Genomic DNA, 21,842 nt, shown 5'->3' on the forward strand with positions numbered 1-21,842 from the left:
GCTGTGGCGGAGGCGCCCTAGACGAGCAGCTCGCCGTCGATGACGGTCACGGCCTGGCCGGTGAGGTGCGTACGCTCGCCGGCCAGCGTGACCCGCACGTAGCCGCCGCGCGCCGACGCCTGGTAACCCACCAGCTCGGTGCGCCCGCCCAGCCGGGCCGACCAGAACGGCGTGAGCGCCGTGTGCGCGCTCCCCGTCACCGGATCCTCGGCCACCCCCGCGGCCGCGCCGAAGAAGCGCGACACGAAGTCGTAGCCGGCCTCGGGGTCGGCCGCCGCCGCGGTGACGATGACGCCGCGGTTCTCCTTACGGGCCAGCGCGGCGAGATCGGGGCGCAGCCCGCGCACGACGTCTTCGTCGGCCAGCTCGACCAGCAGGTCGTCAGTGTTCGGCCCGGTGTGGTGCACCGACCGCACCTCCGCGCCGAGGACCTCCGGCAGCCACGGCGGCGCCGCGGCGCCGGAAAGCGGCGTGAGCGGCGCGGTCGGGAAGTCGAGCGTGTACCACCCCTTCTCGGCCGAGGTCGCGGTCAGCACGCCGCTCAGCGTCTGGAAACTCACCTTCTCTCGCCCCAGGACGTGGGCGGTGGCCAGCGTGGCGTGTCCGCACAGCGCGACCTCGACCGCCGGCGTGAACCAGCGCAGGGCGAAGTCGGCGCCGGACCCGAGCGGGTGGACGAACGCCGTCTCGGAGAGGTTCACCTCGGCCGCCACCTGCTGCATCCAGGCGGCGTCGGGAAAGGACTCGAGCACGACCACACCGGCCGGGTTGCCGCCGAACGGGCGGGAGGTGAAGGCGTCGACGATCCGGATGCGCATGGGCCGACGCTAGAACGTCGGGCGCGGGCGGGGCGAGCGGATTCCCGCCAAGTTCACTGCTCGATCGTGCGGGGGCGGATCGTCGGGCGGGGGCTGACGCTGCCGGGCTGGCCGGGCGGCGCCGCCTCGAGCCAGGAGAGGAAGCCGGTGACGGTGGATTCGGCCATCGCGATCTCGATCTCGCCGGCGCCGCAGTGGGAACAGCGCAGGACACACCACTGCGCGGGCATCGTGAGCCGCTCGGGCCCGTCGGGTCTCCGCTTTTCCTCGACCACCAGCACCGTGCGGTCGAGCACCCGTTTAGGGCGGAACGCGAGGCTGAACATGCGATGGAACCGCAGCTCGTCGCCGACGAACTGGCCGATCCCGGTGGACCAGCCGCGGCCCGGGACGATCGTGTTGACCCGGACCTGCAGCCGAATGGTTCCGCCGCCGAGCATGAGCAGCCGGCGGCGGAAGAAGATCACGAACAGGAGCGCGATGAACGCGACGAAGCAGATTCCGAGGATCTCGAGAACCCGCATCGCCGGAGTCAGTGAGACTCGGGAGTGGCGGGGGTGGCGCTCTCGGCGAGGACGGTCACGCCATCCGCGTCGATGGAGAGGAATCCGCCGCTGACGTCGTAGGTCAGCTGCTCGCCGCCGGCGAGCTTGACCCGCACCTGGGACGGCTCCTTGAGCAGGCCGAGCAACGGCGCGTGACCGGGCAGCACACCGATCTCACCCTCGGTGGTGCGCGCGACGAGCATCTCGGCGTCGCCGGTCCAGACGCGCTCCTCGACGGCGACAACCTTGACGTGCAGCTGGTTGGCCACGCTGTCTCCCTGTTCAGCCCTGCATTACCGAATGGGTGAAGTCTAAACGGCGCCCTTGCGCGCCGCGGTCGGGGGTGGCGACCGCCACATCCCTAGCTGGTCTTGTTGACGTACTCCGGGTGTCGGAACAGGAATCCGGAGAGTTGGTCGGCGCCGACCGCGGCGAAGAAGTCGGCCGCGCTCTCGTCGAGGCCCTCGCCCACGTAGCTCCCGTTCTCGAACTTCGACTCGCCGGGCAGCTTGATCGACACCATGTTGTTGGCCCGGATGTTCTTGAGGGCGAAGCCCCAGTCGACCACGCTGTGGCCCTGACCGTCGAAGATCAGCGCGCTGCCGGCCGCCTTGAGCACCTTGTCGAGCTTGCCGGGGTTGGTGATGACGTCCTTGCTGAGCGCCTGCTCGGCCATCGCCTTGATGAACTGCTGCTGGTGCCGCTGGCGGTCGTAGTCACTCTTCGGCAGGCCGTAGCGCTGCCGCACGTAGTCCAGCGCCTGCCACCCCTGCAGGTGGTACGTGCCGACCTTGTACTCCGCCTGCGGGCCGTAATAGGGGTGCTCGCACGTGTTGTCGGCGCACCGGGCGTAGCGCGGGCGGGGCTTGCCGTCCGGCTGGAGGTGCTCGGACTTGACGTTCTGGTCGATCCGCATGGTCACGCCGCCCATGGCGTCCACGATCTGCTTGAAGCCGCCGAAGTTGAGGATCGCGCCGGCGTCGAACTGACGGATGCCGGTGAGCTGCTGAACCGTCTTGGCCAGCAGCTCGAAGCCCTGGGCCGGGTCGTGCTTGCCGTTGCCGACCGCACTGCCGTAGCCCATCGCAGCGTTGATCTTGGAGCGGCCGCCGCGGAAGCCGGTCTTGGCGAACGGCGGGATGTCGACCACCAGGTCGCGCGGCACCGAGAAGAGGAAGGCCTGGTCCATGTCCCTGGGCACGTGGACCACGATGATCGAGTCGGAGAGCGGGGGCTGCGCGGCGTTCCGCGGGTCGATGCCGACCAGCAGGATGTTGAGCGGGCCCTTGATGTCCGACACCTTCTGCTCGGAGCCGTCCGCGGTCGCGCCGAAGAGGTTCTGGTTGTCCACCGAGTTCGCATAGCGGGCCAGCACCACCTGGCCGCCGAGCAACACGGCGCCGCTGAGCAGCATCAGGACGCAGCCGAAGATCGCACAGAGCCGCGCCCACATGGGTGCACGACGCTTGCCGTTCCTGGCCACCATCACTCCTCACCGGTTCGCGAAGCCGTCCGACGCCCGATCCAAGGTACCCGGGCGTGCAAAGGACTAACGGCGGGGAAACGGCCCGGAAACGCCCCGGGCCGCGCCCGCCTGATGGCGAGCGCGGCCCGGTCACCGCGTGGAGAGCGTCAGCCCTTCATGAGCTCGTGCGCGTTGCGCTCGAGGTCCTCCAGGCCGCCGCACATGAAGAACGCCTGCTCGGGGAAGTGGTCGTACTCGCCCTCGGCGATCTTCTTGAACGCCTCGATGGTCTCCTTCAGCGGGACCGTCGAGCCGGGAACGCCGGTGAACTGCTCGGCCGCGTACGTGTTCTGCGAGAGGAAGCGCTCGATGCGGCGGGCCCGCTGCACCGTGACCTTGTCCTCCTCGGAGAGCTCGTCCATGCCGAGGATCGCGATGATGTCCTGCAGGTCCTTGTACTTCTGCAGGATGCGCTGCACCTCGCGGGCGACCGCGTAGTGCTCGGCGCCGACGAACTCCGGCGCGAGGATCCGCGAGCTGGAGGCCAGCGGGTCCACGGCGGGGTAGATGCCCTTGTCGGAGATCGACCGCTCGAGGTTCGTGGTCGCGTCCAGGTGGGCGAACGTGGTGGCCGGCGCCGGGTCGGTGTAGTCGTCGGCGGGCACGTAGATCGCCTGGAGCGAGGTGATCGCCTTGCCCCGGACCGAGGTGATCCGCTCCTGCAGCTCGCCCATCTCGTCGGCCAGCGTGGGCTGGTAACCCACGGCCGACGGCATGCGGCCGAGCAGGGTGGACACCTCGGAGCCGGCCTGGGTGAACCGGAAGATGTTGTCGATGAAGAGCAGCACCTCCTGGTTCTGGACGTCCCGGAAGTACTCCGCCATGGTGAGCGCGGTCAGCGCCACCCGCAGCCGGGTGCCCGGCGGCTCGTCCATCTGGCCGAAGACGAGGGCGGTCTTGTCGAGAACGCCACCCTCCTCCATCTCCAGGATGAGGTCGTTGCCCTCGCGGGTGCGCTCACCGACGCCGGCGAACACCGACGTACCACCGAAGTTGCGGGCAACCCGGATGATCATCTCCTGGATGAGCACCGTCTTGCCCACGCCCGCGCCGCCGAACAGGCCGATCTTGCCACCGCGCACGTACGGCGCGAGCAGGTCGAGAACCTTGATGCCGGTCTCCAGCATCTCGGTCTTCGGCTCGAGGTCGGCGAACGCCGGGGGCTTGCGGTGGATGGCCCAGCGCTCCTGGATGTCCAGGGACGACGGGTCGGCGTTGAGCACGTCGCCGAGGGCGTTGAACACGTGGCCCTTGGTCACGTCGCCGACGGGCACCGAGATCGGCGCGCCGGTGTCGGTGACCTCGGCGCCCCGGATCAGGCCGTCGGTCGGCTGCATCGAGATCGCGCGGACCAGGTTGTCGCCCAGGTGCTGGGCGACCTCCAGGGTCAGCTTCTTGGTGCCCTCGGAGAGGGTCACCTCGACATGCAGCGCGTTGTAGATGTCGGGCATGGCGTCACGCGGGAACTCGGCGTCGACGACCGGGCCGATGACCCGGACGACGCGGCCGACGCCGGTCTCCGCCTTGGTGGGCTCAGCAACAGCAGTCATCACACATCACTTCCCGCCGCGGCCAGCGCGTTGGCGCCGCCGACGATCTCACTGATTTCCTGGGTGATCGCAGCCTGCCGCGCGGAGTTCATCTCGCGCGTGTACCGCTTGAGCAGGTCGTCCGCGTTGTCCGACGCGCTCTTCATCGCCCGCCGCCGGGAGGCCGACTCGCTCGCGGCCGAGTCCAGCAACGCCGCGTAGATCCGCGTGTTGAGGTACTTCGGCAGCAGCGCGTCGAGCAGCTCGTCGGCGTCCGGCTCGAACTCGTACGCCGGCCGCAGACCCGGCTCGACCTCGCGGTCCTCGACCTGCATCGGCGCGAGGAAGTGCGCCTCCGCGCTCTGGGTCATGAGCGACTTGAACTGCGTGCTGACGATGTGGAGCTCGTCGACGCCCTGGATGCCGTCCGGCCCGTAGTGCGCGTCCGTGTCGTCCGCGCCCGCGATGAACGCCTCCAGCAACGCGTCGCCGATCCTCTTCGCGTCCGTGAACGACGGACGCTCGGAGAACCCGGTCCAGCTGGCCTCGATCGGCCGGTTGCGGAACCGGTAGTAGCCGACGCCCTTGCGCCCGACCACGTACAGCACCGCGTCCTTGCCGTCCGCCTTCAGCTTCTGGATCAGCTGCTCGGCGGTGCGGATGGCGTTGGCGTTGTACGCGCCGGCGAGGCCGCGGTCACTGGTGATCAGCAGGACGCCCGCGCGCCGGACCCGCTCACGCGGGACCAGCAGCGGGTTGTCGATCGTCGCGTTCGACGCCAGAGCGGTCAGGACCTGGGTGATCGCCTCCGCGTACGGCTTGGAGGCGGCCACCCGCTCCTGGGCCTTGGCGATGCGGCTGGTGGCGACCAGCTCCTGCGCCTTGGCGATCTTCTTGGTCGACCGGACGGTGCGGATGCGCCGCCGGAGGGCCTGTACCTGACCGGCCATGACTACTGCTCGTTCTGCGCGGGACGGGGAACCTCGCGGGTCACCGTCTCCCGGGTCTCGCGGCCCTCGGCCAGCGCCTCGGCGTCGGGCTCGTTGAGCTTGATGCCGGTCTCGCCCTGCTTGAAGAGCTCCTTGAACTCGTCCAGGCCGGACTTGAGGCTCTCGACGTTGTCGTCGCTGAGCTGGCCGGTCGACTCGATCGCGGTGAGCGTGTCGGCCCGGTGCCGGCGCAGCCACTGCAGCATCTCGCCCTCGAAGCGGCGTACGTCGCCGACCTCGATGTCGTCGAGCTGCCCGGTGGTGCCGGCCCAGATCACGATGACCTCGTCGACCACCGAGTACGGCGAGTACTGCGGCTGCTTGAGCAGCTCGACCAGGCGCACGCCCTTGTCGAGCTGGGCCCGCGACGCCCGGTCCAGGTCGGAGGCGAAGGCCGAGAACGCCTCCAGCTCACGGAACTGGGCGAGGTCGAGGCGGAGCCGGCCGGAGACCGAGCGCATGGCCTTGACCTGGGCCGAGCCACCCACCCGGGACACCGAGGTGCCGACGTTGATCGCCGGGCGGACACCGGAGGCGAACAGGTCGGACTCCAGGAAGATCTGGCCGTCGGTGATCGAGATGACGTTGGTCGGGATGTAGGCCGAGATGTCGTTGGCCTTGGTCTCGATGATCGGCAGGCCGGTCATCGAGCCGCCGCCCAGCTCGTCGGAGAGCTTGGCGCAGCGCTCGAGCAGCCGGGAGTGCAGGTAGAAGACGTCGCCCGGGTAGGCCTCGCGACCCGGCGGGCGGCGCAGCAGCAGGGAGACCGCGCGGTACGCCTCGGCCTGCTTGGTCAGGTCATCGAAGATGATCAGGACGTGCTTGCCCGCGTACATCCAGTGCTGGCCGATGGCCGAGCCGGTGTAGGGCGCGATGTACTTGAAGCCGGCCGGGTCCGAGGCGGGGGCGGCGACGATGGTGGTGTACTCCATCGCGCCCTGCTCCTCGAGGGTGCCCTTGATCGAGGCGATGGTCGTCGCCTTCTGGCCGATCGCCACGTAGATGCAGCGGACCTGCTTCTCCGGGTCGCCGGACGCCCAGTTCGCCTTCTGGTTGATGATCGTGTCGATCGCGACCGTGGTCTTGCCGGTCTTGCGGTCGCCGATGATCAGCTGGCGCTGGCCGCGGCCGATCGGCGTCATGGCGTCGATCGCCTTGATGCCGGTCTGCAGCGGCTGCTTCACCGGCTGCCGGGCCATGACGTTGGGGGCCTGGAGCTCGAGCTCGCGGAAGCCCTCGTTGGCGATCTCGCCACGGTCGTCGATCGGCCGGCCCAGCGGGTCGACCACGCGACCGAGGAAGGCGTCGCCGACCGGGACCGAGAGAACGCGGCCGGTCCGCTTGACCTGGCCACCCTCCTCGATGCCGGCGAAGTCGCCCAGGACCACGGCGCCGATCTCACGGACGTCGAGGTTCAGGGCGACACCCAGCGTGCCGTCCTCGAACTCGAGCAGCTCGTTCGCCATCGTCGAGGGCAGGCCCTCGACGTGCGCGATGCCGTCGCCCGCATCGGAGACGATGCCGACCTCCTCGCGGGAGACCTCGGGCGTGTAGGACGAGACGTAGCGCTCTAGCGCCCCCCGGATCTCGTCCGAGGAGATGGTCAGCTCGGCCATCCTCTGCCTTCTCTGTCTAGCTCGGGACGTCGCCGCCACCGAGGGGCCTGCTCGATCACCGTGTCGAATGACGTTGACCGAGGGAAATACATCTATTTCGCGAACGCCTGGCGTGCCGCGTTGAGCCGCCGCAGGATCGTGCCGTCGTAGAGGTCGGATCCGACTCGGACGCTGACTCCACCGATGATCGAGGGGTCGACGTCGATCTTGAGCGAGACCGGCCGGTCGTAGAGGTCGGACAGCTTGGCAGCCAGCGCCTGCTCGTCGGCGTCGCTGAGCGGCCTGGCCACCGTCACGTAGGCGACCTCGCGGTCGCGCTTCGCGGCGGTCAACTCGACCAGCCTGGTCAGCGAGGAGTCGAAGCTCCGGCCCAGGAAACCCTCGAGGGCCACCTCGACGAGCCGGACCGTCGCCGGCTGGGCCTTGCCCTTGAGCAAGTCCTCCACCAGCTTAACCCGGCGCGAGGTGGGCGCGCCCGGGTCACTCAGCGTGACCGCGAGCTCGGGGTTGCCGGCGACGATCTGCCCGAAGCGGAACAGCTCGTCCTCGACGTCGGCGAGCGTGCCCGCCTTCTCCGCGGACCGCAGGACGACCTCGGCGCCGAGACGCTCGGTGACGTCCAGCAGCTCGGTCGGCTTCGAGAACCGGCCGGCCACCAGGGCGGTCAGCGTGTCGACGGTCGTCTGGGCCAGCTTGCCGGCCAGCAGCGAGCGCAGCAGCTGGGCCCGCTCGTCCCCGGCCCGCGACGGGTCGGTGAGCGCCCGGCGCAGTCCGGGCTGGGCGCGCAGCAGGCTCGCCACCGACAGGATCTCGTCGGCGACCATGGCCAGCTGCGCGGCCGTGGCCGTGCCGGTCTCGGCGGCGAGCTTCTCGACCGCCGAGTTGTAGGCCTGCTGACTGACGCTCGACGCCATCAGCGACGCCCGCCCGTCGTGCCGGCGGAGTCGAGCTCGGCGATGAACCGCTCGACCGTGCCGCGGCTGCGCGCCTCGTCGGCGAGGGACTCTCCGACGATCCGGCCGGCCAGGTCGACCGCGAGCGTGCCGACCTCGGCGCGCAGGTCACGGACGATCGACTCGCGCTGCGCGGCGAGCTGTTCGCGACCGGCCGCGATGATCCGGTCGGACTCCTCCCGGGCCTTGGCCAGGACGTCCTGCCGGATGCCCTCGGCGTCGGCGCGGGCCTCGTCGCGGATGCGAGCGGCCTCGGTCCGGGCCTCCGACAGCTGCGCGCGGTACTGCTCGAGCAGCTGGTTGGCCTCGGCCTGAGCGGCCTCGGCGCGCTTGATGCCGCCCTCGATCGCGTCCACCCGGGCCGCGAAGGTCTTCTCCATCTGCGGGAAGACGAACTTCATCAGCACCCAGCACAACAGGCCGAAGGCGATGGCGCCGAGAACGACCTCCTGCCAGATCGGAAGGATCGGGTTGTGCTCGGTCTCGGTCGTGCCCTCCGCGGCCAGAACCACGAGAGAGTTGATCATTACTTACCTCCTTCGAGGCGGAGGACTCTAGCCCTGCCAGATGAAGCCGAAGGCGATGCCGAGGAGCGCGAGCGCCTCGATGACGGCGAAGCCGATCCAGACGTACGGCAGGGTCAGACGCGAGGACTCGGGCTGACGGGCGGTCGACTGGATGTAGGCCGAGAAGACCAGGCCGACGCCGATGCCGGGGCCGATGGCGGCGAGGCCGTAACCGATGGCGGCGGTGCTACCGGTGAAAGCAGCGATGTCCATGTTTTCAGTTCCTCCAGGTATCTCGCGTGAATCGGTTTCACGCGGGACGACAACGGGGTGTTACTGGGCGATGCGTGGGGTGAAGCTCAGTGCTCGTCGGCGAGCGCGCCCTGGACGTAGCTCGCGGTCAGCACCGTGAAGACGTAGGCCTGCAGGCAGATCACCAGGAACTCGAGGAACGTCAACGCGATCGTCAGCGCCCAGGAGAGCAGCGAGAACGGCAGGTACCAGATGTTCGCGTTCAGCATCGCGAAGCCGCCGAGCGTGAACACCAGCAGCAGCATGTGGCCGGCGAACATGTTGGCGAAGAGCCGGACGGCGAGCGAGAACGGCCGGACCAGGAAGTTCGAGAAGAACTCGATCGGGATCAGCAGCGGCAGGATGAACCACGGCGCGGGCGGGATGAGCGCCGTCTTGAAGTACTTGAAGAAGCCGTGGTGCCGGATGCCGACCGCGATGAACAGCACGTAGCTGATGATCGCCAGGAACGCCGGGAAGGCGATGTGCGAGTTCGGCGAGATCTGGACGAGGGGCACGATGCCCCAGAAGTTGTTCAGCAGGATGAAGGTGAACAACGTCGTCAGGTAGGGCGCGAACCGCACACCGGCCGGGCCGATCATCTCGACGGCGATGTTGTTCCGCACGAAGCCGTAGACGCTCTCCGCGAGCCACTGCCTCTTCGTCGGGACCAGCTGCGGCTTCCGGTACGACATCAGGAAGAAAATGATGATCAAAGCAGCGCTCAGCCAGACGAGCGCGGTGATCTTCGTAAACCAGTAGTTGTCGTGCTCGCCCCACGGCAGGATGCTGGGCAGGTAGAAGTCCTCGACCTTCGGCGGGAACGGAATATCCGCTGCGAGGACGATCGACTGACCGGTCACCGTAGCCCTTCCTGTCAGGCGCCCAGACGGCGCACGATGAGGTAGACACCGCCGGCCATGCCAACGACCGCGCCGATACCGGCGAAGATGCCCCTGGTCCCGACCCAGTGGTCGACCAGCCAACCGATCCCGCCCCACACCAACATGCCCGCAAGGAGGTAGGAGACGGCCGTCATGCCCATGCCCGTGTCGGGCGGCTGTTGACCGTCGTCCCCATGGGGATTCTTGGGAGGTTCCTGACCGGTCATGACGGCCCGAACGATATCAGCAGGAAAGGCGAGGCTAAGCGGGACCCCCCGCACAACCGCAGTTGTCCAGGCGTCAGGGGTCTCGCAACTGGAAGGACACGGTACTCCCCCTTCGCCATAACCGGACAAGCCACGACCGTCCACGTCACCGTTTCGTGGTCAACCAATCACGAAAGGGACGCTGACGAGGCAAAACGCGGTGCGATAGATCACTTCGGGCGACGCACCGCAGTGAACCACCACGCTTGGACCGCGGTCCAGACGATCACGGCGGCGACGATGCTCCAGCCCAACGCAGACTTCCCCGTCCACGTCGTCTGTACACCGTAGGCAAGCACCAATCCCAAAACGCTGTACTTCAACACATATGTACCCAGCGCCAGCGGCATCAGCAGGGCCGGGCGCACGGTGTCGGCCCACGCGATCACCAGCGTCGACATCGTGTAGCTGATGGTGACGATCAGGACGCCGAGCGCGGCGCCGAGCGCGGAGGCGGACCCACCGGTCAGGAACCCGGCCGAGGCGGCGCAGAGCAGCAGGGCGAACGAGACCGCGCTCAGGAACGGCAGATGCGCCACCCGCCACCGCGGATCGGCCGGGAGCGGCGCGAGGCCGGCGGGCAACGGGCGGTCGTCCGGATCATCAGGATCAAAACCCTGCCTGGGTACGCCGGGAAGCGTCACCGAGGACTCGTCGGCGCTCTGGCTCACGCCATCACCTCCTGCCGCGCATAGGCCGGGAATCTCCTGACCAGGTCGTGCACCTCGTCCGCCGCGCCGGCCAGGCGCCGGGCGCCGTCCGCCGTCGAGGGGTCGCTGCGGACCGCGGCGCCGATCAGACCGGCTATCCGCCGCATCTCGCCCTCGCGCATCCCCTGCGTGGTCACGCCCGGCGAGCCCACCCGGATGCCGGACGCCACCGCCGGCCGCTGCGGGTCGAACGGTATCGCGTTCTTGTTCAGTGTGATGCGGGCACGGTCGCAGCGGGCCTCCGCCTCGGCCCCGGTGACGCCGAGCTCGCGCAGGTCGGCCAGCACCAGATGGGTGTCGGTGCCACCGGAGACCGGGCGCATCCCCTCCTGGGCCAGACCCAGGGCCAGCGCCCGCGCATTGTCGACGACCTGCCGCGCGTACGCCTGGAAGGCCGCACCCGACGCCTCCCGCAGCGCCACCGCCTTGGCCGCGATGACGTGCATCATCGGGCCGCCCTGGCTGAACGGGAAGACCGCCTTGTCGACACGCTGGGCCAGATCGGCCCGGCACAGGATCATGCCGCCGCGCGGCCCGCGCAGCACCTTGTGCGTGGTGCAGGTGACGACGTCGGCGTGCGGCACCGGCGACGGCACCGCCCGGCCCGCGACCAAGCCGATGAAGTGCGCGGCGTCGACCATCAGATAGGCACCGACCTCGTCGGCGATCTCCCGGAACAGCGCGAAGTCGATCGTGCGCGGGTACGCCGTGGCGCCGCAGATGATCAGCTTGGGCCGGTGGGCGAGGGCCAGGTCGCGTACCTCGTCATAGTCGATCTCCTCGGTGTGCGGGGAGACGCGGTAGCCGATCGGGTGGAACCACTTCCCGGAGAAGTTGACCCGGCTGCCGTGGGTGAGGTGCCCACCGTGCGGCAGCTCCATGGCCAGCACGGTGTCGCCCGGCTCGGCCAGCGCCGCGTACGCCGCCAGGTTCGCCGACGCCCCCGAGTGCGGCTGCACGTTCGCGTGCTCGGCCCCGAACAGCTCCTTCGCCCGCTCGACCGCCAGCACCTCGGCCCGGTCGACCTCGGCGCAGCCCCCGTAGTAGCGCCGGCCCGGGTAGCCCTCGGCGTACTTGTCGTTGAGCGTCGAGCCGAGCGCGGCCAGCACGGCGGGAGACGTGAAGTTCTCGCTCGCGATCAGCTGCAGCCCGGTCCGCTGCCGGTCGAGCTCGTCGAGGAGCACACGGGCGATCTCCGGATCTTCGCGCTCGAGCCCCGCGAAGTCCGGCCCCCAGAAGGTGTCCACGTGCCCTCCCCCGGTAGGCAACGCCGCCGAACTGAAGCATATGGCTTGAGAGGCCGCTCAACGGGCACACTCTGGGGTTATGCGATGTTTGGTGACCGGCGCGACCGGCTACATCGGTGGCCGTCTGGCGCCCCGGCTGCTCGACGCGGGCCACGAGGTGCGGTGCCTGTCGCGCAGCGCGGCCCGGCTCCGCGACGCGCCGTGGGCCGGCCAGGTCGAGATCGCCGAGGGCGATCTGACCGACCCGGGGTCGCTGCGGGCGGCCCTGGAGGGCATCGAGGTCGCCTACTTCCTGGTGCACTCGCTGGGCCGGCGCGACTTCGAGGAGATCGACCGGCGTGCCGCCGGCAACTTCGCCGAGGCCTGCCGGGATGCGGGCGTGCGCCGGATCATCTACCTGGGCGGACCCGAGCCGCCGGCCGGCGAGCGCGCCTCCGCCCACCTCCGGTCGCGCGAGGAGGTGGCCCGCATCCTGCTCGACAGCGGGGTGCCCACGGTCGTGCTGCGCGCGCCGGTGATCATCGGCTCCGGCTCGGCCTCGTTCGAGATGCTCCGCTACCTGACCGAGCGGCTGCCGGTCATGGTGACGCCGCGCTGGGTCCGCAACCGGATCCAGCCGATCGCCGTCCGGGACGTGCTTCGGTACCTGATCGCGGCGGCCACGATGCCGCCGGAGGTCAACCGCGGCTTCGACATCGGCGGGGCGGACGTCCTCACGTACCTGGAGATGATGCGCCGCTACGCCCGGGTCGCCGGCCTGCGGCGCCGCATCATCGTGCCGCTGAAGCCGCTCAGCCCCTGGCTCTCGGCGCACTGGGTCGGCCTGGTCACGCCGGTGCCGAACTCGATCGCCCGGCCGCTGGTCGCCAGCCTCGTGCACGAGGCGGTGGCCCGCGAGAACGACATCCGCGAGCTGGTGCCGGACGTCCACCCGCTCGGCTTCGACGAGTCGGTCGGCCGCGCCCTTCGCAAGATCAAGGACGCCGACGTGGAGACCCGCTGGTCGAACGCGGCCGGCCGGCAGGCCTCGGCCGAGCCGCTGCCGAGCGACCCGAAGTGGTCGGGCGGCAGCGTCTACGTCGACGAGCGGTGCAAGGAGGTGGACGCGCCGGTCGAGGCCCTGTGGAAGGTCATCGAGGGCGTCGGCGGCGAGAACGGGTGGTACTCGTTCCCACTGGCCTGGTCGGTGCGGGGCTGGCTGGACAAGCTGGCCGGCGGCGTCGGGCTGCGCCGGGGGCGGCGCGACCGGCACCGGCTGCGAGTCGGCGAGGCGCTCGACTGGTGGCGGGTCGAGGAGATCGTGCCGGGGTCGCTGCTGCGGCTGCGGGCCGAGATGCGGGTGCCGGGGCGGGCCTGGCTGGAGATGTGCGCGACCGGGAACGGCGAGGGGCGCAGCGTCTACCGGCAGCGGGCCGTCTTCCTGCCGCGAGGGCTGGCCGGGCACGCGTACTGGGCGTCGGTGCTGCCGTTCCACGGGATCGTCTTCAACGGGATGGCCCGCAACATCGCCCGGCAGGCGGCTACTTCGCGGCGGCCCGGCTCAGCCGGTCCCGGATCGCCAGCCAGTCCTCGCCGTCCGGAGGTTCCTGAACCAGGATCTCCGTGACGCCGGCGTCGTCCAGGCGGTGCAGGGCGGCGTAGAGGTCGGCCGCGTACTCGCGGGGATCGGCCGACAAGATCTCGGCGCCCTCGACCTCTTTACCCTCGTAGGTCAGAACGCCGGTTTTGTCGGTTTTATCGGCACGGTTCGCGTCGCCGACCCACCGCAGGGTCGCGCGGGGGGCGTAATGGCGGCGGCTCATCCCGGGCGACGGGCGTGCGGTGCCGTCGGCCGCCTCGGCGTCGCGCAGGGCGATCGAGCCGGTCACGTCGCGCAGTGTGCGCAGGGCCAGCGCGCCCGGCCGCAGCAGCGTCGGCACGGCGGTGGTCAGGTCGAGCACGGTCGACTCGATGCCCCACGAGCTCGGGCCGCCGTCCAGCACCAGCGGGACGTCGGGCAGGCTGCGCAGCACGTGCCCGGCAGTGGTCGGCGAGATGCCCTCGGACCGGTTCGCGCTCGGCGCCGCCAGCGGCAGGCCGGACGCCGCCAGCAGCCGCAGCGCCACCTCGTGGGCCGGGATCCGCAGGGCGATCGTCGCGTTCCCGGCGCCCACCCCGGTCAGGTGCTCGGCCCGCCGGACCACCAGCGTGAGCGGGCCGGGCCAGAACGCGGCCGCGAGCCGGTCGGCGGCGGCCGGCCACTCGGCGGCGAGCTTGCGGGCCGCCTCGACGTCGGCCACGTGCACGATCAGCGGGTTCCACGAGGGGCGGTTCTTCAGCCGGTAGACCTCGCCGATCGCCCTGGCCGAGAACGCGTCCGCGCCCAGGCCGTAGACCGTCTCGGTGGGGAACGCGACGACCGACTCGGCCCGCAGCAGCTCGACCGCCTCGGCGATGCCGCCGTCGTCGGGCGCGACGATGCGACCGGTCACGACAGCCTTCCGGTCATGACAGCCGTCCGGTCATGACAGCTCTCGGTCATGACAGCAGGAGATTGGCGAACGGGACCGTGGTGTCCTCGATCTCGTCGCCGATGCGCTGGAACGTCTGGTCGCCGCGCCCCCATGGGTCGTCGAGGTCGTCGCCGGGCAGCGGACCCTCCGGGCCGCGCAGCCGATGGACCGCCTCGACGATCGCGACGCCCCGGTCGTGCACCGACTGGGGCTTGCCGTCACCCGGCGGCAGCGACTCCGGGTCGACGCTCGCGAGCAGCCGGCCAAACTCACCCATCACGAACGTGCGGTCGGCCGCGTCGGGGCGCAGGGCCACCACGTAGTCGTACTGGTCGGCCGTGGCGGTGAAGATCAGATCGGCCTCGTCGATGAAGTCGCCGCGCAGCTTGCGGGCCTCGAAGCCGGTCACCGAGCCGCCGCGGGCCCGCACCTGGCGGGCGGCGGGCGGGTTCATCTCCTCGCCCTCGTGCCAGCCCCCGGTGCCGGCGCTGACGCTGCGCACCAGCTGCCCGGCGGCCTCGCCGACCCGGTCCTGCACCGCCCGCGCCAGCAGCCGTTCGGCCATGGGCGACCGGCAGATGTTGCCCATACAGACGTGCAGAACGGTGAACGGCTCGGACATTCAGGCCTCCGGGCTCAGCAGCTCGGGAACCACGTCACGCAACTTCTCGAACGGGATCGCGCCGGCCCGCAGCACCCGCGGCACATCCCCAGACACATCGACGATGGTGCTAGGTGCCGGGTCATGCGCCACGCCCGCCTCGAGGTAGACGCGGACCGCGTACTCCAGCTGGTCGCGGGCCTCCTCGGCGGTCGTGGGCGCGGGCTGGCCGACCTTGTTGGCCGTGGTGACCGCCATCGGGCCGACCTCGCGCAGCACCTCGAGCGCGACCGGGTGCAGCGGCATGCGCACGGCGACGCGGCCGCCGGTGTCGCCGAGGTCCCACTGCAGGCTCGGCGAGTGCTCGACGTAGAGGGTGAGCGCGCCCGGCCAGAACGCGTCGGCCAGCTCGCGGGCGGCCCGCGGCAGCGAGTAGACCAGGCCGTCGAGCGTGTGCCGCGAGCCGACCAGCACCGGCGGAGGCACCTGGTTGGTGACGCTGCGGGCGTGGTGCAGCGCGGTGATCGCGTGCGGGGTGAAGGCGTCCGCGCCGATGCCGTAGACCGTGTCGGTCGGCAGAACGGCGAGCTCACCGCTCTTGATCGCCTCGACGGCGGCGGCGATGCCGCGATCCCGGTCCGCGGTCGTACGGCAGTCGTAGAGCATCACACCGTGCAGTCTGCCATGTGGCGGCCGCCACCGATCAGGTGCGCCGGGCGGTCGCGAAGCGCGGGCGCCCGGCGAGATCCCGGTGCGCGGTCACCTCGTCGAACCGGCCGTCGGCGCGCAGCAGGGCGGGCACCGCGTCGCCGTGCCCGTCATCGTGCTCAATTCCGACATGTCCCCCGGGCTTGAGCAACCGGGCCGCCAGTGCGATCACCGGGCGGATCACCTCGAGGCCGTCGGCACCGCCGAAGACCGCCTCGGCCGGATCATGATCGGACACCTCGGGCGGAACGGCGGTGCCGTCCGGGACGTAGGGCGGGTTGCACAGCACCACGTCCACCCGCCCGGACAGCTCGGGCAGCAGATCGGGGTCGGTGACGTCGCCCTCGACCACCTCGACGGCCGGAAATCCGGCGGCGTTGCGGCGGAGGAAGGAGAGCGCCACGGGGGAACGCTCCACGGCGTACACCCGCAAGGTTTTGACCTCGTCCGCCACCGACAGGGCGATCGCGCCGGAACCGCTGCACAGATCGACCACGACGCCGCCCGAACGGGCACGCTCCACGCCCCACCCGGCCAGCAGCTCGGTCTCCGGCCGGGGCACGAAGACGCCGTCGCCGACCGACAGCTCCAGATGCCGGAACGCGGCCGTGCCGAGCAGGTGCTGCAACGGGGTCCGGCGCGCCCGCTCGGCCACCAACGTCCGAAGACGACGGAGCTCGTCGGCGCGGATCGAGTCCACCAGCAACAGCCGGCCACGCGGGATCTCCAGCACGTGGGCGGCCAGCAGCTCGGCGTCCACCCGCGGCGACGCCACCCCCGCGGCGGCGAGGACGGTGACCGCCTCGGCCAGCGCCGGGCCGAGAGGCATCCGTACCAAGTGTCGGGAGGGGTGTTCGTCGTCCGGGTCCACGGCATAATCATCAAACGTCACGTGCGACGCCGGCCGGCCGGGTCGGCGCATCGACACGGGGACATGCGGTGGGAGGCGCCCGGTGAGTTGGTTGGACCAGCTCCCTGAAAACATCGAGGAGCTGAAGCGGGCCGGGCGGCTGCAGCAGAACGGACGATCCGCCGAGGCGCTCCCGATTCTCGACGACGTGCTCGCCACCGCCACCGACCCCACCACCCGGGCGTACGCGTTGGTCCAGCGCTTCGGCGCACTGATCAATCTGGGACGGATCGCCGAGCTCGCCACCGCCATGACACTCGCCGCCAACGCCGTCCGCGAGATACCGGACGCCTACCTGCGCGGCCAGATGCACGCCTTCGCGGCCCTCGGCTCGCACCTGCAGAGCAACATCGACCGCGGCGTGACCCACCTCGTGCAGGCGTCCCGGGCGCTGGCCGCGGTGCGGGAGAACGACTTCGAGACCGCGTGGGGCTGGCACGACCTCGCGATGGCCTACTCGTACCTCGGTTTCCACGGTCACGCGTTGACCGCCATCGAGCAGGCCCGGCAGGTCGGCGCCGCGGTCGGGCTCGCCCCCGAGATCTTCGCCGCTCCCGGCATCCGGCTGCGCAACGCCGTCTCCCTCGACCATCAGGGCGACACCGACGGTTGCCTGCGGGTGCTGCGCGACATCGACGCCGAGCTGTCCCGCTACCTGGCGATCGGCGCCGACCAGATGCGGCCGGGCAGCCGCGCCGCCTACGGCTACGCCCTGGCCCGCCGCGCGGCGCTGGGCGAGGAGACCGAGGCGAACGCGGCCGAGCTGCTCACCAGCGGCGGCGACAGCGTCCGCACCCGCGACCTGCACCATCTCGGGCTGGTCTGCCTGTCGATCGCCGCCGGCCGCCCCGGGCAGGCGCTGGCCATGCTGGACGCGGTGCCGGTCTCGCCCGAGATCCTCGGCGCCGCCGAGCCGGCCCGGCTGCGCAGCATCTGCCACGCCGCGGCCGGCGACCACGCCGCCGCCCACCAGGCCGACCGGTACGCGTTCCGCCTCGCCGCCCAGCGCATCGACCGGCTCCGCGACGGCTACCTCGACGGGGTCGCGGCCCGGCTCGACGCCCAGGAGACCCAGCGCGACGCCGGCCGGTACGGCGACGAGACGCTCACCGACCCGCTGACCGGGCTGCCCAACCGCCGCCAGCTCGAGCGCTACGTCGGCTCCATGCTGGAGCGGGGCGAGCGGGCGGCGATCGGGGTCTGCGACCTGATCGGCTTCACCGCGGTCAACGTGCGGCACGGCCGGCACTGCGGCGACCTCGTGCTGCAGCGGATCGCCGGCGTGCTCAACCGGGTGATGCGCCGGGGCGACTTCGTGGCCCGGTTCGCGGGCGACGAGTTCGTGGTGGTGCTGCCGGGCGCGGGCCAGGCGCAGGCGGCCGAGGTGTCCCGCCGGATCGCCGCCGCCACCAGCGCCGAGAACTGGCAGGTGCTGGTGCCGGGCACCCCGATCGGCCTGGCCGCGGGCTGGTCCGAGGTCGGCACCAACGGGCGTACGCTCAGCGCCGCGCTCGCGGCCGCGGCGGCCAACCGCATGCCCACGAGATGAGCACGATCGAGCTCGGTGAGATCTCCTCGGCGCCCGGCGAGGAACCCGTCCGCGAGTTCGACCTCCGCACCCTCCGCCGGCTCACCATCGCCGTGGTCGGCCTGCTCTGCCTGCTCGGCGTCACCGCGTCGGCCCGGCCCGAGCCGCCGGGCGGGGTTCGGCGCCTGTGGAGCGTGCCGTTCGCCGACCAGGACAACGCGACGCTCGGCGCCGACAGCGTCTACCTGAGCCGGTCGGCCGGCGGCCGCACCCGGCTCACCGCCTACGAGCTGGCCTCGGGGAAGGTCCGGTGGGAGACGACGCTGGACGGGGTGCTCGGCTACCCGCAGCCGGCCGAGCCGGACGGCCTGCTCCTGCTGCCGGCCGACACCGAGGTGGCAACGCACGGCGAGTTCTACGCCCAGTACGCCCAGCAGACCGTCGCGCTGGACACCCGCACCGGACGCGCGCTCTGGACCGAGCCCGGCGACTCGCTCCTGGTCGCCCGGGGCGCGGTCCTGATGGCCGACCACGGCGACGACGGCGGCTACTCCGGCCTGCGGCTGATCCGGCTCCGCGACCGGAGCACGGTCTGGCAGCGGCCGACGCCCGGCGCCATCAGCGTCGCCTTCGCGCTCGACGGAGCCGGGCCGGAGCGGGTCATCACCGCCACCTCCGACGGGCTGATCGAGATCCTTCGCTTCGCCGACGGCGGCCGGATCGCCGCGGCGCGCATCCCGTGGGCCCGGCCCGACCCCGAGCGCGGGCAATGGAACGACCTTACGGCCGGCGGGGACCATCTGGTGGTGAACCGCAACGTCCAGGGCCACGCCGAGCTCAGCGTCTACCGTCTCGACTCGATGACCGAGAGGTGGCACGCGGACGGCACCGACGGCTACGCCTTTCCGTGCGGCGCGAGCATCTGCGTCAACAACGCCGGGGGGCTGACCGCGTACGAGGCGGACAGCGGCCGGCTCGTCTGGCGCCTGCCCGGCATCGGCAGCGGCTGGGCGCCGTCCGCCGAGCGGGTCGTGGTCTCCGATCCGGACGGCGGCCGGCAGTACCTGGTCGACACGGCGACCGGGCAGCGGGTCGGCGCGGACGTCACCGGCGAGACGGTCTGGCGCATCGAGCCCGGCACGGCCCTGCTCGTGCTCAAGGGCACCACCGCACCGCCGGACCGCACCTCGATCACCCGCTGGGACCTGGCCACCGGGCGCCGCGAGCTGCTCGGCTCGACCGAGCGCATCGCGGTCAACCGCTGCCAGGCCGTCGGGCACTACCTGGGGTGCTACGTGACTTCCTCGTACACGGTCACGGCGGTGGGCCGGTGACCCTCATCGACCTCGGCGACGTCACGCACGAGCAGGAGGCTCCGCCGTTCCCGGTCGACCGCCGCCGGGTCCTGCGCGCCCTGCTCGCCGCGCTCACCGTCGCCGGGCTGGTCGTGCTGGCCGGCTCGGCCCACGCCGCCCCGCTCGGCGTCCGCCGGTTGTGGACGGTCACCGACTTCACCGAGGGCGACAACTTCGCACTCGGACCGGACACGCTCTACGTCGACCGGCTCGAGGGCGGCCGGGACAGCGTCGCCGCCTACGACCTGGCCACCGGCGCGCCGCGGTGGATCGTCGGCACCGGGGCCGAGTCCGGCGGATACGGGCCGGCCCTGGCCGGCGACACCGTGCTGGCCCAGGCCGACCCGCTGCGCATCAACCGCAAGGACAAGGACGGCAACATCTACTCGTTCGAGCGCATCGGGACCACGGTCGCGCTCGATGCCGCCTCGGGGCGGGAGCTGTGGCGGGCGGACGGCGAGGCCCGCGCGTCCGCCGCCACCGGCACGGCGCTGGTGACCGAGTCCGACAACGAGGGACGCACAATCCGGCTGAGCCTGCGCCGGCTGCGCACCGGCGAGGAGATCTGGAACCATCCGACGGCCGCGCTGACCGACTGGACCGTCCTGCCCGACGACGGCGACCCCGAGATGGTCGTCCTGGTCACTCCCGACGGGCGGACCACGGTGCTCCGGTACGCCGACGGCCGCGTCCTGAGCGACGGCCGGCTGCCGTGGCCGGTCCGCACCAACGCGGCCCTGCTGTGGCCGGTCGGCAGGTTCCTCGCCGTCATCCGGGACGTCACCGACACCGACGGCACCACCACCGTCTACGACCCGCGGACACTCCGGGCCCTCTGGACCGCCGCCTACGTCTCGAGCTGCGGCCCGCTCCTCTGCTCGGTGGAGGTCCGGGGAGTCAGCGGGCGCGACCCGGTCACCGGCCACGAGCGGTGGAACGTCTTCCCCGGGCGCGACGTGCGCGAGGTCGCCGGCGACCGGCTGGCGATCAGCACGAACGTGGACGAGCCGACCGTCCAGCTGGTCGACGCCCGGACCGGCCGCGCCCTCGGGCCGCCGGTCAAGGGCGACATCGCGTACACCACCGAGGTCACCGACTCGGTCCTGCTGCTGCGGCCGTCGGTCAAGCCGGTCGGCTCGGTCGTGGTCGTCCGGCTCCACCTGCGCGACGGCAGCACCGACGTGCTCGGCTCGTTCACCCCGGCCGGCGAGCAGCAGACCTGCGCCGCGAACGCGCGCTACCTGGTCTGCCCGCGCGGCGACGGGCTGCACGTCATGGCCGTCGGCTGATCTCGGTGTCGCCGGCGAGCCGGGCCTGCCGGTCGGCCTCGGCCAGGGCGTCCAGCACCGCGTCGAGCTCGCCGCCGAGCACGAGGTCGAGGTTGTAGGCGGTGTAGCCGATCCGGTGGTCGGTGATCCGGTTCTGCGGGAAGTTGTACGTCCGGATGCGCTCCGACCGGTCGACCGTGCGCACCTGGGCCTTGCGGGAGTCGGCCGCCGCCGCGTCCGCCTCCTCCTGGGCGATGGCCAGCAGCCGGGACCGCAGGATGCGCAGCGCCGACTCCTTGTTCTGCAGCTGGCTCTTCTCGTTCTGGCAGCTCACCACGGTGCCGGTGGGCAGGTGCGTGATGCGCACCGCGGAGTCGGTCGTGTTGACCGACTGGCCGCCGGGGCCGGACGAGCGGAAGACGTCGATCCGCAGGTCGTTGGGGTCGATCTGGACGTCGACCTCCTCGGCCTCGGGCAGCACCAGCACGCCCGCCGCCGAGGTGTGGATCCGGCCCTGGGACTCGGTCACCGGCACGCGCTGCACCCGGTGCACGCCGCCCTCCCACTTCATCCGGGACCAGACGCCGTGGCCGCCCTCGGGCACGCCCTTGGTCTTGACCGCCACCGAGATGTCCTTGACGCCGCCCAGGTCCGACTCCTGCGAGTCGATCACCTCGACGACCCAGCCGTGGCGCTCGGCGTACCGGGTGTACATCCGCAGCAGGTCGCCGGCGAACAGGGCCGACTCCTGGCCGCCCTCGCCCGCCTTGATCTCGATGATCACGTCCTTGGCGTCGCTCGGGTCGCGCGGGATCAGCATCTCGCCGAGCTTCTCCTCGAGCGGCGGCAGGGCGGCCGCGACGGCCTCGACCTCGGCCCCGAAGGCCGGGTCCTCGGCCGCCAGCTCCTTGGCCGCGGCCAGGTCGGCGCGGGCGGCCTCGAGCTCGGCGTGAGCCGCGTAGATCGGGGCAAGCTCCGCGAAACGACGGCCGACCCGGCGCACGAGGGCCTGGTCGGCGTGGATGGAGGGGTCCTCCATCCGCTTCTCCAGTTCCGCGTACTCCTCGAGAAGCGTGGTCAACCGGTCGTTACTCACAGTGT

At 71.3% G+C, this 21,842-nt stretch carries 23 protein-coding genes; 4 read left to right on the forward strand and 19 right to left on the reverse strand.

Annotated elements, in window-relative coordinates; translation table 11 throughout:
* Positions 1–17 precede the first annotated feature (17 nt).
* The 14 genes from ACQP2F_RS40745 to glyA all read right to left on the reverse strand — a co-directional run bounded on the left by ACQP2F_RS40745 (position 18) and on the right by glyA (position 11,879).
* On the reverse strand, positions 18–818 hold the full coding sequence (locus tag ACQP2F_RS40745; RefSeq protein ID WP_433297325.1) for a PhzF family phenazine biosynthesis protein: 801 nt from the start codon (positions 816–818) through the stop codon (positions 18–20).
* 53 nt (positions 819–871) lie between these two features.
* On the reverse strand, positions 872–1,342 hold the full coding sequence (locus tag ACQP2F_RS40750; RefSeq protein ID WP_433297328.1) for a DUF2550 domain-containing protein: 471 nt from the start codon (positions 1,340–1,342) through the stop codon (positions 872–874).
* An 8-nt stretch (positions 1,343–1,350) separates the two neighbouring features.
* Positions 1,351–1,632: a F0F1 ATP synthase subunit epsilon gene (locus tag ACQP2F_RS40755; protein ID WP_433297330.1), complete on the reverse strand. Its 282-nt coding sequence runs from the start codon at positions 1,630–1,632 to the stop codon at positions 1,351–1,353.
* Between the two features lie 92 nt (positions 1,633–1,724).
* Positions 1,725–2,816, reverse strand: coding sequence for an LCP family protein (locus tag ACQP2F_RS40760; protein WP_433307817.1), 1,092 nt, complete (start codon positions 2,814–2,816; stop codon positions 1,725–1,727).
* 179 nt (positions 2,817–2,995) lie between these two features.
* The gene (gene atpD / locus ACQP2F_RS40765; RefSeq protein WP_433297332.1) at positions 2,996–4,438 is read right to left on the reverse strand and encodes a F0F1 ATP synthase subunit beta; all 1,443 of its coding nucleotides are present in this window, start codon (positions 4,436–4,438) and stop codon (positions 2,996–2,998) included.
* Positions 4,438–5,367, reverse strand: a complete 930-nt coding sequence (locus ACQP2F_RS40770; RefSeq protein ID WP_433297335.1) for a F0F1 ATP synthase subunit gamma — start codon at positions 5,365–5,367, stop codon at positions 4,438–4,440. Before ACQP2F_RS40770 ends, atpD begins: the two co-directional genes overlap by 1 nt.
* A 2-nt stretch (positions 5,368–5,369) precedes the next feature.
* Positions 5,370–7,022, reverse strand: a complete 1,653-nt coding sequence (atpA, locus tag ACQP2F_RS40775; protein ID WP_433297337.1) for a F0F1 ATP synthase subunit alpha — start codon at positions 7,020–7,022, stop codon at positions 5,370–5,372.
* A gap of 92 nt (positions 7,023–7,114) precedes the next feature.
* Positions 7,115–7,936 carry a F0F1 ATP synthase subunit delta gene (locus ACQP2F_RS40780; RefSeq protein WP_433297339.1) on the reverse strand — a complete coding sequence of 274 codons (822 nt, stop codon included), beginning with the start codon at positions 7,934–7,936 and terminating at the stop codon, positions 7,115–7,117.
* Positions 7,936–8,502 carry a F0F1 ATP synthase subunit B gene (locus ACQP2F_RS40785; RefSeq protein WP_433297341.1) on the reverse strand — a complete coding sequence of 189 codons (567 nt, stop codon included), beginning with the start codon at positions 8,500–8,502 and terminating at the stop codon, positions 7,936–7,938. The genes ACQP2F_RS40780 and ACQP2F_RS40785 overlap by 1 nt, the downstream gene beginning before the upstream one ends.
* A 27-nt stretch (positions 8,503–8,529) precedes the next feature.
* Positions 8,530–8,754, reverse strand: a complete 225-nt coding sequence (locus ACQP2F_RS40790) for a F0F1 ATP synthase subunit C (protein WP_433297343.1) — start codon at positions 8,752–8,754, stop codon at positions 8,530–8,532.
* A gap of 86 nt (positions 8,755–8,840) precedes the next feature.
* Entirely contained in the window at positions 8,841–9,635 is a 795-nt protein-coding gene (atpB, locus tag ACQP2F_RS40795) for a F0F1 ATP synthase subunit A (protein ID WP_433297345.1), read from the reverse strand.
* A 14-nt stretch (positions 9,636–9,649) separates the two neighbouring features.
* On the reverse strand, positions 9,650–9,883 hold the full coding sequence (locus tag ACQP2F_RS40800) for an AtpZ/AtpI family protein (protein WP_433297347.1): 234 nt from the start codon (positions 9,881–9,883) through the stop codon (positions 9,650–9,652).
* Positions 9,884–10,092: 209 nt separating this feature from the next.
* Complete coding sequence (locus tag ACQP2F_RS40805) at positions 10,093–10,566, reverse strand: hypothetical protein (protein ID WP_433297349.1); 474 nt, start codon at positions 10,564–10,566, stop codon at positions 10,093–10,095.
* Positions 10,567–10,589: 23 nt separating this feature from the next.
* Positions 10,590–11,879, reverse strand: coding sequence for a serine hydroxymethyltransferase (gene glyA / locus ACQP2F_RS40810; RefSeq protein ID WP_433297351.1), 1,290 nt, complete (start codon positions 11,877–11,879; stop codon positions 10,590–10,592).
* 79 nt (positions 11,880–11,958) lie between these two features.
* Between glyA and ACQP2F_RS40815 the strand changes: the two genes are divergently transcribed.
* A complete protein-coding gene (locus ACQP2F_RS40815; RefSeq protein WP_433297354.1) occupies positions 11,959–13,485 on the forward strand; it encodes an SDR family oxidoreductase in 1,527 nt (508 codons plus the stop codon).
* Here ACQP2F_RS40815 and ACQP2F_RS40820 read toward each other — a convergent pair.
* Genes ACQP2F_RS40820 through prmC form a run of 4 tightly spaced genes read right to left on the reverse strand, consistent with a single transcriptional unit; the run spans position 13,400 to position 16,509 of the window.
* Positions 13,400–14,350, reverse strand: a complete 951-nt coding sequence (locus tag ACQP2F_RS40820) for an L-threonylcarbamoyladenylate synthase (protein ID WP_433297357.1) — start codon at positions 14,348–14,350, stop codon at positions 13,400–13,402. The two genes, ACQP2F_RS40815 and ACQP2F_RS40820, sit on opposite strands and share 86 nt — an antisense overlap.
* 46 nt (positions 14,351–14,396) lie before the next feature.
* Positions 14,397–14,993 (reverse strand): phosphotyrosine protein phosphatase, encoded by a 597-nt coding sequence (locus ACQP2F_RS40825; protein ID WP_433297359.1) that lies wholly within the window; start codon positions 14,991–14,993, stop codon positions 14,397–14,399.
* A complete protein-coding gene (locus ACQP2F_RS40830) occupies positions 14,994–15,638 on the reverse strand; it encodes an L-threonylcarbamoyladenylate synthase (protein WP_433307819.1) in 645 nt (214 codons plus the stop codon). It abuts the gene before it with no gap.
* Positions 15,639–15,675: 37 nt separating this feature from the next.
* Positions 15,676–16,509 (reverse strand): peptide chain release factor N(5)-glutamine methyltransferase, encoded by an 834-nt coding sequence (gene prmC / locus ACQP2F_RS40835; RefSeq protein WP_433297361.1) that lies wholly within the window; start codon positions 16,507–16,509, stop codon positions 15,676–15,678.
* Between the two features lie 124 nt (positions 16,510–16,633).
* Here prmC and ACQP2F_RS40840 point away from each other — a divergent pair, with 124 nt between their 5' ends.
* From ACQP2F_RS40840 to ACQP2F_RS40850, 3 genes are read left to right on the forward strand one after another with little or no spacing between them, the layout of a single operon-like run.
* Entirely contained in the window at positions 16,634–18,139 is a 1,506-nt protein-coding gene (locus ACQP2F_RS40840) for a diguanylate cyclase domain-containing protein (protein WP_433297364.1), read from the forward strand.
* Positions 18,136–19,452, forward strand: a complete 1,317-nt coding sequence (locus ACQP2F_RS40845) for a PQQ-binding-like beta-propeller repeat protein (protein ID WP_433297366.1) — start codon at positions 18,136–18,138, stop codon at positions 19,450–19,452. The genes ACQP2F_RS40840 and ACQP2F_RS40845 overlap by 4 nt, the downstream gene beginning before the upstream one ends.
* Complete coding sequence (locus ACQP2F_RS40850) at positions 19,449–20,762, forward strand: PQQ-binding-like beta-propeller repeat protein (protein ID WP_433297368.1); 1,314 nt, start codon at positions 19,449–19,451, stop codon at positions 20,760–20,762. Before ACQP2F_RS40845 ends, ACQP2F_RS40850 begins: the two co-directional genes overlap by 4 nt.
* Here ACQP2F_RS40850 and prfA read toward each other — a convergent pair.
* Positions 20,746–21,837 (reverse strand): peptide chain release factor 1, encoded by a 1,092-nt coding sequence (prfA, locus tag ACQP2F_RS40855; RefSeq protein WP_433297370.1) that lies wholly within the window; start codon positions 21,835–21,837, stop codon positions 20,746–20,748. The two genes, ACQP2F_RS40850 and prfA, sit on opposite strands and share 17 nt — an antisense overlap.
* Positions 21,838–21,842 lie beyond the last annotated feature (5 nt).

The sequence above is a fragment of the Actinoplanes sp. CA-030573 genome (assembly GCF_050951115.1).
Lineage (GTDB): Bacteria > Actinomycetota > Actinomycetes > Mycobacteriales > Micromonosporaceae > Actinoplanes.

What these genes read in the sequence shown, in the direction of transcription:
- ACQP2F_RS40745 (WP_433297325.1), bottom strand. Translation starts at nt 818, where the DNA reads ATGCGCATCCGGATCGTCGACGCCTTCACCTCCCGCCCGTTCGGCGGC.
- ACQP2F_RS40750 (WP_433297328.1), bottom strand. Translation starts at nt 1,342, where the DNA reads ATGCGGGTTCTCGAGATCCTCGGAATCTGCTTCGTCGCGTTCATCGCG.
- ACQP2F_RS40760 (WP_433307817.1), bottom strand. Translation starts at nt 2,816, where the DNA reads ATGTGGGCGCGGCTCTGTGCGATCTTCGGCTGCGTCCTGATGCTGCTC.
- atpD (WP_433297332.1), bottom strand. Translation starts at nt 4,438, where the DNA reads ATGACTGCTGTTGCTGAGCCCACCAAGGCGGAGACCGGCGTCGGCCGC.
- ACQP2F_RS40770 (WP_433297335.1), bottom strand. Translation starts at nt 5,367, where the DNA reads ATGGCCGGTCAGGTACAGGCCCTCCGGCGGCGCATCCGCACCGTCCGG.
- atpA (WP_433297337.1), bottom strand. Translation starts at nt 7,022, where the DNA reads ATGGCCGAGCTGACCATCTCCTCGGACGAGATCCGGGGGGCGCTAGAG.
- ACQP2F_RS40780 (WP_433297339.1), bottom strand. Translation starts at nt 7,936, where the DNA reads ATGGCGTCGAGCGTCAGTCAGCAGGCCTACAACTCGGCGGTCGAGAAG.
- ACQP2F_RS40785 (WP_433297341.1), bottom strand. Translation starts at nt 8,502, where the DNA reads ATGATCAACTCTCTCGTGGTTCTGGCCGCGGAGGGCACGACCGAGACC.
- ACQP2F_RS40790 (WP_433297343.1), bottom strand. Translation starts at nt 8,754, where the DNA reads ATGGACATCGCTGCTTTCACCGGTAGCACCGCCGCCATCGGTTACGGC.
- ACQP2F_RS40800 (WP_433297347.1), bottom strand. Translation starts at nt 9,883, where the DNA reads ATGACCGGTCAGGAACCTCCCAAGAATCCCCATGGGGACGACGGTCAA.
- ACQP2F_RS40815 (WP_433297354.1), top strand. Translation starts at nt 11,959, where the DNA reads ATGCGATGTTTGGTGACCGGCGCGACCGGCTACATCGGTGGCCGTCTG.
- ACQP2F_RS40825 (WP_433297359.1), bottom strand. Translation starts at nt 14,993, where the DNA reads ATGTCCGAGCCGTTCACCGTTCTGCACGTCTGTATGGGCAACATCTGC.
- ACQP2F_RS40830 (WP_433307819.1), bottom strand. Translation starts at nt 15,638, where the DNA reads ATGCTCTACGACTGCCGTACGACCGCGGACCGGGATCGCGGCATCGCC.
- prmC (WP_433297361.1), bottom strand. Translation starts at nt 16,509, where the DNA reads ATGCCTCTCGGCCCGGCGCTGGCCGAGGCGGTCACCGTCCTCGCCGCC.
- ACQP2F_RS40845 (WP_433297366.1), top strand. Translation starts at nt 18,136, where the DNA reads ATGAGCACGATCGAGCTCGGTGAGATCTCCTCGGCGCCCGGCGAGGAA.